Below are 12,274 nucleotides of genomic sequence, written 5' to 3' on the forward strand. Positions count from 1 at the left end.
TTGATTGACTCGTGCGTGTACGCAATACGTTGTGACAAGGTTGCGCTGGGCAGACAAATTACTATAGAACATGAAGATATAGGCTGATAACTTATTTCTCCACTATTGTTGTCTTTGTATTAACTATTCAAATGCTTGGGTCGCATATATACATGCTCGTTCCTCTCACCCCGAATGTATATCAATCGCCATTGATCTGATCCACCGACCGCTGATCTACATTTACCCCTCTCGCGTTAGCAAAAATTCTTTTGCATGTCAGTTGCACCTTAGTACATTGGTTCTTCTATCTTTGATAATAACCCCGAAGCAAATGAAGACAATGACTTGTAAACAATTAGGCGGAGCCTGTGACCAAACGTTTAGCGCCAACACGTTTGATGAGATCGCGATGATGGTAAGCAAGCACGCACGTGAGCAAGTTCAGCAAGGCGATCCGGCTCATATCGAAGCCATGAATGCGATGCGCAACAGCATGACCTCTCAGGAAGCAATGAATGCCTGGATGAATGAGAAAAGGAATGCATTTGATAGTTTGCCAGATGAAAACAGGTAATTGGTAATACTACAATGCTAATCGTTGGTTGCTATTCAAGATCCGAATCCAACCACAAGCCGTTTTTATATTTATTAGCTGACAACATATAGCAATCAAATCTTGCAAAAAAAATCACTCGCTATAGCTATATTGACTGGTCGATCTGTTAAAAATTCTTTCCCCTCTCCTATGAAAAAAATATGCATCCCGGTTATTTGTTGTTCGCTCGCCTTAACGGTTGCCTGTGGAAAGAAAGTTAAAGAGACATCGGCCAATGCAGAAAGTCGCATGAGGCAAGTGGAACAAAGCCTTGAAGGTGTAGTTCCTGTAGAGGGTGAAGGAAAATGGACTATTGAAGAGCGCATGGCTTTTTATAAGGTTAAAGGATTGAGTATTGCCGTAATCGACAACTTCAAAATTGATTGGGCTAAAGGTTATGGATTTGCTGATGCTGAAGAGCAGCGAAGGGTAACTACCGAAACATTATTTCAAGCTGCATCAATCAGTAAATCACTGAACGGTGTAGGCGTTTTAAAACTGGCACAAGAAGGTAAAGTAGAACTCGGCACGGATATCAACACCTACCTGCGTTCGTGGAAATTTCCATACGATGATGTTTCAAACGGGAAGAAAATTACCTTGGCAAATATACTCTCGCACACAGCCGGTCTCACTGTCCATGGCTTCCCCGGGTATCAACAAGGCGACTCGTTGCCAGCAATCATTGAAATTCTCAATGGTACAATGCCAGCCAACTCTCCTGCTGTTCGCTCTAAATTAGAACCGGGATTGCGCGTTGAGTACTCCGGTGGTGGCACTACTATATCGCAATGTATCGTACGTGATGTTACTCAATTGCCCTATGAAGAGTACATGAGAACAGCTGTATTGGAGCCAATGGGAATGTCAGGCAGTTTTTACAATCAGCCACCCCCGGAATCGAGAGCAGCATTACTCGCCACGGGATATGATTACAACGGCAACGTATTAAACGGAAAATACCATATATACCCTGAGCAAGCCGCTGCGGGTCTTTGGACAAACCCCACTGACCTGGCAAAGTATATAATTGAGACACAACTTTCCTGGGCAGGAGAATCGTCTAAGGTACTTTCCAAAGAATATACCCAGAAACGGCTCACAGCGATACAAGGTATTGCCGGCCTGGGAGTTTTTCTTCCAACGCATGGCCATGATAAATACTTTGAGCATGGCGGATCGAACGCGGGTTTCCGAAGTATATATATGGGTGGTATAGAAAATGGGAAAGGTTTGGTGGTCATGGTAAATTCTGACAATGATGCTATTCTGCAGGAAATCGTAACGAGCATTGCAAATGTTTATGGATGGGATGGTTTCCAAAAACCTGAACCTAAAAAAATTGTCACGCTGCAACCAGAGCAACTACAAGTATTGGAAGGATATTATCAATTGGCGGGTAAAAAAGATGCTTATCTTAATTTCAGGGTATCCGGCAATCAATTGATCTTGAAGCAGCTTTGGGACGGCAGAGAAGTAACCTTCGATCCTGAATCCGATACAGAATTTTTCAGTCGTCAGTTTCCTTTTCCTTTGAAATTCACGAAAGATGCGAAGGGAAATGCAGTTCAGGTACTTGCCTTCGAGAAAGATATCTGGAATAAAGTTGTAAACTATGACTCAACAAAGTCGTATTAGTATAAGCCACAAAATATGCAAAAATGCATCACTCAATAAATGGCTGGCCAGTATCCGTCTTTCAAACCTATCAGAGTTATACAATCCGCAACTATATATATCAGAAGACACCGGTGTGTTATAACATAAATTATCACAACTCTCAAGTTACAGCATTTTATAATCGATAACTTATACACTTTATCGGATCAGATATCCATATTGTTTACACTAACTCCATTCGATCTTTGATGTATATACGCAAAACTAATGGAAAGTACATTTGATGTGATTGTGATTGGATCTGGTCCCGGTGGATATATAGCCGCTATACGTGCAGCGCAATTGGGATATCGAACCGCTATATAGTCGAAAAATATAGCAGCCTGGGAGGAACCTGCACCAATGTTGGTTGTATTCCCGCGAAAGCACTTCTCGACAGTACAGAGCATTTTCATACTGCAAGCGAAAAATTCGGCACACACGGCATTCGTATCCACGGTCTTGCGTTAGACTTTCAGCAACTCATCAAACGAAAAAGCGAAGTTGTCAGGCAGAATGTCAACGGTATAAAATACCTGATGAACAAGAACAAGATCGAGGTCATCAACGGTCTCGCTTCTTTTACTTCTGCAAAAACCATATCCGTAAAGAAAACGGACGGAACATTCCGTTTGGCAAAGATGTCGCCCGTTTTACTTTACAGACATCAACACACCCACAGTGATTAGTAAAAACTTTGGCTGTGAAAGACGGGAAGATTCAAACGGACACGTAGTGTCTTAAAATTAAAGTTTGTTAAGTATATTTAAGAACGATTAGGTTGCAAGAATATCATTTTTGTTACCTTTTATTAAACAACAATCCGTAAACCCATACTAACAAAAACAACCCATGAAATTAAGGCTCATCGTATCAACGCTATTGCTGATTACATGTTTTGCTTCGTTTGGTCAGGACAAACAAGCAGATTCTAAAAAACACCATTCGGGTATCGCAGAAAAGGGATTGGTTAAAGTTTCTGTCATGTACCCGTATGCAGAGGGCAAGACCTTCAACATGGAATATTATGAAACCAAACACATGCCGATGGTAGCAGCATTTTTAGGTTCCAACCTGGTGAAATATACCATTGAAAAAGGAATTGCCAGCGGTATTCCTAACCAGCCATTATCGTATATGGCCATTGGAACTTTCTATGTAAAGAACCTTAGTGACTACCAGGCGGCAATTGCTCCCAACCGGGAGGCTATACGCGCTGACTTCCCGAATTATACCAATGCAACTCCCATAATCCTGGTCAGCGAAGTAGTCAGATAACGACTGAATGAAATCTCCCATCTCAAGTTAGCGACTCAGGTCCGCCTGAAGTCGCTATCTGAATTTTCTTCCCAGGCCGGATACAGAAGCTACATTAAAGAAACCAACCACTGGTGAGCCATTGGCATTTAGATTAACCATATTGGTTGATACGTTCGTGAGCGGTGTTGATGTAAACAATTCTGAAAGTCCGCCATTGCGATCCGTTTGATCAATAACCTCATTGAGGTAGTTAAAAGACGCGAGCGTTATGGAATGAATCTCCACATAAACCGAGTCACCGGGATCAAGCGAAGAGACAGGTTCCCCATCCTCATCCTCATCGTTGGCATTTATACCCTTGCGAATCGGAGTAATAAAAGTAACTCCGTCAAATTCGCTGCCTGCGGACTGAGCTGCGTCATAGGCAATATTTATCTCACTGGCCTTATTGAGTAAAGAACCATTTTTATACGTGCGGATCCAATATGTATCACCTGTACCGGCTATATCTTTTGCCCAGAATTCCGCCTGATAGAAATCTTCATTACTTGGTGGTCCCATATCATCCTGTTTCGAAAACGTAATGCTGTCGACAGCGGGCACGCGTCCCATTTTACTAGAGGCCACAAATGTCTCTCCGTTATACTCAACGGTAAGTGTATAGCTGGTTCCTGTTCTACCCAGAGACATTCCGGGATCAGGTCTCCACCGGTACGATCCGTCATCGGATGCAGTATCTTCCTGAAATATATATACTCCTCCCTGATCATCTGTGAGCGTAACACTCGCGCCACGTACACCCGGGACGGGTGATGTGTTATCAAAGTAATCCTGCGTAAACGTGAGCGTAATAACTTGTGTTTCTTCTTTATCGTTAACCCACGCATCGATGTTCAATACAGGTTCGGATGTGCCGGTATCAACCTCTATTATATCATCGCATGCCACTAACAGCACCGCAGCGATCATGAAGGAACAAAAAGTATATATATAGGTTCGAATGAAAAGCATAGCTGAATCAGAATTTAAAGTTGTAGGATACCGAGGGCACCATAGTGCCGATGATGGATACTTTATGCGCTTCCGCCTGAATGGGCTGACCGACTACGGCACGATCATCGGACTGTGAGAAATAGGTAGAAAAAGCATTTTTCCTGGCATATATATTATATACCGAGAACACCCAGTAATCATGGTTCTTCCGTTCCTTTCCGCTGCGCCTGTGTGTTCGGCCTTCCATGCGAATAGAAACATCTAATCGGTGATAATTACTAATGCGCTGGTCGTTGCGTGAGCTTGTGGAGTTATAGGGTATCAAAAGTCCCTGCGAAGTATATCGCTGGTCGGGATATGTAGTGGGAGTTCCGGTAGTGAAAACAAAATCGGCTGTAGCCGACCAACGTTTGTTGATCTCCACCATTCCTATCACTTTCAGATTATGTGTTTGATCATATCGCGTAGGATACCATTTCCCCCGGTTAATGCCCGTTACTTTTAATTCCGAACGACTTAAGGTATAGCTTACCCAGCCAGTAAGTCTGCCGGTTTTCTTTTGTATATAGAGTTCAAGCCCGTAGGCACGTCCCTTACCATTCAGCAAGTCACCTTCCAGGTAACGGTTGCTGAGAAGGTCAGCACCGTTAATATAGTCTACTTCGTTGTTCGACTGGCGGTAGTATACCTCTGCCGATGCTTCATATTGACTTTTCCCTTCGAAGGTGCGGAAGTAACCAGCTGTAAATTGATTCGAAACAGTGGGCTTCAGGTTGTTGGTACTGGGGGTCCAAACGTTCAAAGGATTGGAAGCCGTTGTATTGGAAATATAGTGTACGTATTGTGATGTTCGGGTATAGCTTGCTTTTACGGAGCTGTTGGCATCGAGTTCATACTTGAAGGATGCGCGGGGCTCAGGCGTGGTATAGGAGGCGATTGTCTCACCGCTGCTATAATAAGTTCCACTTAGCACGGAACGTCTTTTGCCCGGAATCGTATCGTTATAAGTATACGCTGTGCCTGCTCCCAGGTAGCGGAAGTTTGATACACGTAAACCATACTGTACTTCCGCTCGCGATGATAAAGTAAGCTTGTGACTTACATACGCAGACGACTCCAGGGCATATTTATACTCGAGGCTGTTGTCAACCGCTTCTCCATTGGTAACGCCTTTCGTACGTGATGGATTAAACCGGTAGTAGGTAAGCTCGGCACCAAAATTCAATTCAGATTTATCGCTTATATAATAACTGAAATCAGGTTTGAAGACATAATTGGTCACAGCTGAGTTCCAATCGTATGAATTATTCTCGTCTTCATCAAAGCCAAGCTTGTAATCGTACTGACTATAAATGCCTGAAAAATTAGCAAAGAGTTTACTGGTAATAATGCTATTCCACCGAATGGTAGCGGTCTTATTTCCCCAGTTGAATACGGCATCATCTGACAGGCTGAAATTATCACGACCGAGGTATCCGGAAATATATAGCCTGTTTTTCTGATTGAAAGTGTAGTTTGCTTTGGCCGTAAGATCGTAAAAGTTCAGTCCGAAATCGCCATCCAGAAAAGGGCTGGCGAGTACATCGATATAGGACCTTCGCGCGGCTACTATGAACGAACTCTTCTCGGGTATCAGCGGTCCTTCAACCGAGAGTCTTGAGAAAATGAGGCCGATGCCTCCGTTTACTTCTACGTCTTTGCTATTTCCATCCTTCATGCGTACGTCCAGTACACCGCTGGTGCGACCTCCATACATAGCGGGTATAGCACCTTTGTATAGCTTTACATCTTTTACAGCATCGGGATTGAACACCGAGAAGAAACCAAGCATGTGTGAGGAATTATATACCGGGGCTTCATCCAGTAACACCAGGTTTTGACCGGTGCTACCACCCCGCACATTAAAACCCGATGACCCCTCACCTACCTGGCTTACGCCGGGAAGAAACTGAAGACTCTTGACGATATCCGTTTCCCCCAGCAATGCAGGTAGTTTCTGAATGGTCTTAATATCCAGTTTGTTGGTACTCATTTCAACACTTTTAATATTGAGTGACCGTCCTTCATTCTCACCAACAACGGTGATCTCCTGCAACTGCGATGATTGCTCCTGCAGGTCTACCGGTAATTTGGTATTTTTTGTCAGGGTTATAGCATGAACAACTTTATCATAACCGATAAAGGTGAACTCCAGCGAATAGGTACCTTCCGGAAGTGTAATCGAATAAAATCCATAGGCATTGGTAACGGTGCCCTGACCGGTTTCAGGAACGTACACATTAACACCAATCAGCGTTTCGCCATTCGCGATGTCTTTCACCGTTCCGTCAATGGTATACTTACTTTGCGTATAGGCATATCGTGGCAACAATATTGAAAGGATAAGAACTATCCATTTCCAATGAGATTTATTCATGCATTTTTGTTTAATGATTGTAGTTCTGCTTCAGGCGGTTGGCTCCGAATATATAGCCGATGGAAGCACTGCCGGTAAAACCGCGAATAGCTTTAACGGCTCCTGCAGATTCAAATTCAGACGAATGTATATAGCGGAAATGGGCACCAGTGAGTATACGTTTTCCCAACCGGTAGTCGAAGCCTGTGCCGATGGTCGTTTGAAAAGCCATTCGTGCTTCAGCCTCGATTTTTGTACGGATATACTCCGGATCTATGTTGGTACCGAAGCGTCCTCCGAAAACAATTACAGGCATGGGTCCGGTACCCAACAAAATATAGGGACGTGTTTTATAGCGATAAAAGGCGTAGCGGAAGCCAATGGTTATGGGTAAAATCATTCCACCGCCTGCTTCAATGCGCACGCCATCCATCTCCTGCTTTTGCGGGACTTTGATCCATCCTATATCGAAGAACCATGCCATCGAATCGTTCATCCAGGAAGTGATGTGTAAGTCCAGCACAGAACGCGCATCACTGATGTCCATATAGGTTTTGTCTTTTTTGGTGCGTACGCCTGGCAACAAATAAAAGCCACCGGTGCGGAATTCTACCGATACACGCCTTTCCCAACGAACGCGTTTGATGGAATCTTCCATTTCAATCCTGTGTACTTCTTCATTGTATAGTGGATTCTTCCACATGGCGTAAACAGGTGTGACGTTGGTCTTCTGTTCAAGTACAGTACCAGCCAAGTCAATCATCTGCTGCACAGATATACCCGATTGTACCTGCTGCCGGCTTAGTATAGCCTCTTTGGAAAATGCTGCTGTATATTTCTCTGCCAGACATCGGCTGGCTGCATCGGTAACGATATATACCCGGTTGCGATCAATATGAAAATTATCATACACTTCCCGGAGTATGGTATGAAGGAATGTGATGTCTTCGTTGTGTGATACGCTATCACATTTCCATGAATCTTTTGCGGGCAACGGAAAAATCATAACGGCCGGTGTATTTACTTTTTTCCAGACAGAGTCATGATTAACGACTGTGCGTATATCTTTTACACCGCTGTAAAGCCAAAGAATAACGGGAGCATTGGTAACCTGTGCATCGGTATAGGCATGAGACAAGTGGTAGATTCGGTTCTTGTCTCCGATGCCTGTCAAAAAAACACGCTGTCCATTGGAAGGCTTCGCTGTAAACGTTATGATACTTATAAAAAAGAAAACAATCCCACGTCCCCGCATAGTTAAACGATTACGGGGCTAAGTTGCAGAATCAGAAAAAAGCAATTCTGAAAAACAGACCGATCCTGAAATCAGGCAGACTCACAGGCTTTATTAACCGATGAAAGATATGCAGGTAACTAATATAATCTCCCTTCGATCACCAATTGCTGGAATTGCTCGCTATAAGATTCACCAACCGGTATATAACGGTCGCGGATGTATACTTTTGAATTTCGGAAAGAGACAATTTTATCCACGGATATTATATAGGACCGGTGTACACGCAGAAAACTTTCGGGCAACAATTCTTCAATGGCTTTGAGTGTTGATTGCGTCAGAACAGGATTACCGTTGTTGGTATAGATTTTCACATAATCCTTATAACCTTCTATAAAATAAATGGAGTCGAATGAAATTTTTACGGAACTTCGGTCTGTCTTAACAAATATATAATTCTCGGCAAAACTTGTCTTTTGCCGGAGTGCAGTCAGTACGCGATCGGATGCTTTTAAAAACCTGCTGAACGATACCGGTTTAAGCAGGTAGTCTATTGCGTTCATTTCGAAACCCAGTATAGCAAACTTGTCGTGTGCAGTAACGAAAACAAAGCGAGGCAATACTTCAAGACTCTTCAAAAATTCTATTCCCGATATATCCGGCATGTGAATATCTATAAACACGAGGTCCACTTTCCCGGAACGAATCACCTCGAGCGCATTGCACGGATCATGATATAGTCCTTTAAGACTCAGGTAAGGTATGCGTTTAATATACGATTCAAGCAGCTCCAGTGCGAGCGGCTCATCATCTATTACTATACAATTTATTTTCATTCTCGATTTTATCAGATGCCTCCCTATATTTCACCGGTCTTACCCAATCATCTTCTTCAAGCAGGTAAATACTAAGCTGAACGGTAAACAGGTCAGGGGCATCATTGATTTCCAACGTATACCGTCCCTTATAGGCCAACTCAAGTCTTCTTTTCGTATTCGCGATACCAATGCCAAAGCAGTTCGTGTCAGCGCTGATATTTTCCTTCGTCATGCGTTTTGTATTGACGGCTTTGAAGAGTAATTGTTCATCATTAACATGCAGGTCAATAACGATGCTGCAAGGCTGGCTATAGGAAAGTCCATGCTTAAAAGCATTTTCAATAAAGGGGATCAAAAGCAGCGGTTCAATTTTAGCGAACATGATGTTACCGTCATAAGTAAAGAAAACCGATATATTCCGGCTATTTGAAATGCGCAGTTTCTGCATCTCGATATAATTCTCGGCATGACGGATCTCTTTGAGCAATGATATTTTTCCATGGCCCGTCTCATACAATATATAGCGGATCAGATGCGACAAGAGCAGTACGGACTCGGCTGTCTTTTCTGATTTTTTCTGTGCCAGCGAAAAAATATTATTCAGTGCATTGAACAGGAAGTGTGGATTGATCTGATTTTTGAGGAATGATAATTCGGCAAACATCTTTTCATGCTCCAGTTGCTCTTCGCGTTGTCTTCGTCTTTCGGCATGGAGGATCAGCTCAAAGCTTGTGCCCAGCCCGAGGAGCAACAGCATCGGAAACATATTCATAGGAATACGATTAAGATCGAACGGAGGCAACACCCCGACTAACCCGACAACCATCGCATGCCCCCATGTACGGAGCACGATGTTAGCCAATAAACAGCTTGCTATAAGCAGAATATATAGTTTGTATTTACGCTCAGCGAGGTATAGTGGCACCAGACCATAACAATTGATAAAGTAAAAAGGTATAGTAGTAGCCATCATCATCACCCAGTATACTGATGCAAATTCGGCAGACCATTCGGGATTGCCTGATCCGATCAGTGGCCACGGAAATACAAACAAGACTACGATCAGCGCATGAAAGAGATGACGATATAGTCCTACTGTTGATTTCATGCACGTACTCCGGTTTACCCTCTTCATTCTTTCAGCATTTAATATCCGTAGAACCGCGTGAGTTACGAATCGGAGTAGACCAACGCCGCAATTGTATCTATCAGCATGGCAAATCTGACTTCAAAGAATTTTGTAAAAAAACAAAGAAAGCAAGACCTCCCTTCGCGTAGACACAAAGGAGGTTTTGCACTTTACTATGTTAAACTATATATACCGGCTAATATCCCGGGTTCTGTGTCAATGCTGAGACACCACCAGAAGTACTCAAGTCAATCTGGCGTTGTGGAATCGGGAAGTAATCGCTCTTACCATCAACGAATGTCCTCCTACTATGTCTGTCGTAACTGTACTATCGTAGACAAAAAATTTATTCAGTGTTTCTGCAGCTATACCCCACCGCACCAGGTCAAAGAACCGATATAGGTATATATACCTTAATTGTTGGCGAACCATGAAAATTTTTACCGACCTACAGTCACATAAAAAACCAACAAAACGGGAATAATTACCGACCACACAATTTTGATATAGTATATACCACGCCATTCGAGTGCATTGTATTGTTGATGAAAAAACTAACAATTTCTATTACGATGCTGGATGCCCCTATATAAAAAGCCAGCGATATATCGCTGGCTTAAAAGGGAGATTAATCTTCCGAGAAAAATGACCGATGACTACTAATGCCCTGTTATCTGGAAGTTATTATCACTTATATCGTAGCTATTCGGATTATTAACATCGGTGACTTTTATTTTATATACATTAAGGCCTGCCCCCGGGAATGCAGAAACAAACGACACCGTGCCGTTAACAACGTTATGTACCCCATAGTAATAAGTCCTGTCGTTCTGAAATAAATCAACAGCAACCTGGGTAGGATTAAATACAGCTGTATTAAGCACTATCTGCATTTGAAATATAGCAGAGCCGCCACCTTGTGTTCGTCCATGAAAACTTTCACCTCCATTGGGGCTGATCAGTCCATTTGAAATTAAGTTATTCTGAGGATAAAGCGTTTGAGCCGCTAAAATATCATTGGATGAAAAACCATTCCAACTGAAATTAGCGGTGCCTCCGTTCATGACAGAATTAGGATCTGATGTAGGAGTTCCCGGCACTGTGTTGGCGCCATCAGGGTCGGCCTGTTCACCTCTTTGAGACCAGTTAGTATGTCTGAAACCAATACAATGTCCAAGTTCATGAACTAAATTATATCGCATCTGGCCAGCGCTTATCGAACCATTGTTGAAATCCGGATTAACATTAATTATAGCACCGGCATTTCCGCCCTGTGGCGGAGTGGCACCAGCAATTACATTCGGTGGCAACATACCACCATCGTTTTGAATGATGATATCAGCATTATTGGAACTTGTAACATACGAAAAACTAATGCGACAATTGGTGATGTTAGTCCAATCATTGGTTGCGTTGACAATCTCAGTATACCAGGCTGCCGGCAAAAAATTAGAACTCGTATTCAGAATATGAACGCGTATAGTAGGCTGCGAACTATAGCTAACCAAATTGTACGTGCTCGCTTGTTCTGTTCGTCCATTTTCTCCTGCGAATGATTTCGGAATTAAGATATCACCTTCCACCAGATAGTAATCTTCCAATTCAATTGTTTCGGGAATAGCGTTTGCATCCGTATTATTTTTCACTCCCTGATCTTCATCCTGACAGGAGATAGCGATTGTTAAAATCAACAAAAGAGACATAAGGGATTTTCGTAGAGAAAGAACGGGCATTTGCGTTTTCATAACTTTTGTTTTTGGGTTTAGTAACTGTATAATATAAGCGTAAGCTAATAGTACGATCCCCTGCTGAAAGTTTTGTACTGGTCCGTGTTCATGCGCGCTATAGGTCAGAGTGATAAGCAGCAACGAACCACGAGCCGAAATCTTTCAGTCGTTTTTAAATCTAAAAATAGATGAATGCAACAGGACTATATTTCCCTTATCCCGAGAGAAGTTATACCTGTTTTGTTTGGCAGGTCTCCTGGCTTCGTGTCTCGTTACCAGTCTTCCCGTGCCGCGAAGGCGACAGTGACTAAGATTCAAGGGGTAACGAATTTCAATAACACTTTCAGTAGCGGGTACTGCTCCGGAATTTCACCGGATTCCCTTTTCATTGCGCGAACCGATTATAGGTACTTGCAAAACCAATTGAAACAAATGTAATATTCCGCACATAAATACTTTCCTCAAATGCGTACTTGTTGAAT

Annotated in this window: 11 protein-coding genes and 1 riboswitch; of the genes, 5 read left to right on the forward strand and 6 right to left on the reverse strand. The window is 42.9% G+C overall.

The features are described 5' to 3' along the window. Window positions 1–322: 322 nt before the first annotated feature. From ACFQ21_RS25580 to ACFQ21_RS25600, 5 genes are all read left to right on the forward strand, one after another. Window positions 323–556, forward strand: coding sequence for a DUF1059 domain-containing protein (locus ACFQ21_RS25580; RefSeq protein WP_377584282.1), 234 nt, complete (start codon window positions 323–325; stop codon window positions 554–556). 171 nt (window positions 557–727) lie between these two features. Beyond that, window positions 728–2,215, forward strand: a complete 1,488-nt coding sequence (locus tag ACFQ21_RS25585) for a serine hydrolase domain-containing protein (RefSeq protein ID WP_377584285.1) — start codon at window positions 728–730, stop codon at window positions 2,213–2,215. Between the two features lie 249 nt (window positions 2,216–2,464). After that, window positions 2,465–2,563 (forward strand): FAD-dependent oxidoreductase, encoded by a 99-nt coding sequence (locus ACFQ21_RS25590; RefSeq protein WP_377584287.1) that lies wholly within the window; start codon window positions 2,465–2,467, stop codon window positions 2,561–2,563. A gap of 47 nt (window positions 2,564–2,610) precedes the next feature. Continuing rightward, complete coding sequence (locus tag ACFQ21_RS25595; RefSeq protein WP_377584428.1) at window positions 2,611–2,925, forward strand: hypothetical protein; 315 nt, start codon at window positions 2,611–2,613, stop codon at window positions 2,923–2,925. Between the two features lie 163 nt (window positions 2,926–3,088). Further along, window positions 3,089–3,514: an EthD family reductase gene (locus ACFQ21_RS25600; protein WP_377584290.1), complete on the forward strand. Its 426-nt coding sequence runs from the start codon at window positions 3,089–3,091 to the stop codon at window positions 3,512–3,514. A gap of 54 nt (window positions 3,515–3,568) precedes the next feature. On the opposite strand, the gene ACFQ21_RS25605 is transcribed toward ACFQ21_RS25600, so the two are convergent. From ACFQ21_RS25605 to ACFQ21_RS25630, 6 genes are all read right to left on the reverse strand, one after another. Beyond that, window positions 3,569–4,507, reverse strand: coding sequence for a DUF4249 domain-containing protein (locus ACFQ21_RS25605; RefSeq protein WP_377584292.1), 939 nt, complete (start codon window positions 4,505–4,507; stop codon window positions 3,569–3,571). 7 nt (window positions 4,508–4,514) lie between these two features. Continuing rightward, window positions 4,515–6,905, reverse strand: a complete 2,391-nt coding sequence (locus ACFQ21_RS25610) for a TonB-dependent receptor (protein WP_377584295.1) — start codon at window positions 6,903–6,905, stop codon at window positions 4,515–4,517. 10 nt (window positions 6,906–6,915) lie between these two features. After that, window positions 6,916–8,139 carry a hypothetical protein gene (locus ACFQ21_RS25615; protein WP_377584297.1) on the reverse strand — a complete coding sequence of 408 codons (1,224 nt, stop codon included), beginning with the start codon at window positions 8,137–8,139 and terminating at the stop codon, window positions 6,916–6,918. A 119-nt stretch (window positions 8,140–8,258) separates the two neighbouring features. Continuing rightward, entirely contained in the window at window positions 8,259–8,954 is a 696-nt protein-coding gene (locus tag ACFQ21_RS25620) for a LytR/AlgR family response regulator transcription factor (RefSeq protein WP_377584300.1), read from the reverse strand. Then, on the reverse strand, window positions 8,926–10,044 hold the full coding sequence (locus ACFQ21_RS25625) for a sensor histidine kinase (protein ID WP_377584303.1): 1,119 nt from the start codon (window positions 10,042–10,044) through the stop codon (window positions 8,926–8,928). Before ACFQ21_RS25625 ends, ACFQ21_RS25620 begins: the two co-directional genes overlap by 29 nt. Window positions 10,045–10,724: 680 nt before the next feature. Beyond that, window positions 10,725–11,810, reverse strand: a complete 1,086-nt coding sequence (locus tag ACFQ21_RS25630; protein ID WP_377584305.1) for a M57 family metalloprotease — start codon at window positions 11,808–11,810, stop codon at window positions 10,725–10,727. Between the two features lie 211 nt (window positions 11,811–12,021). Continuing rightward, window positions 12,022–12,231, reverse strand: a riboswitch (cobalamin riboswitch). Between the last annotated feature and the right edge of the window lie 43 nt (window positions 12,232–12,274).

Source organism: Ohtaekwangia kribbensis (genome assembly GCF_042676245.1).
Lineage (GTDB): Bacteria > Bacteroidota > Bacteroidia > Cytophagales > Cyclobacteriaceae > Ohtaekwangia > Ohtaekwangia kribbensis.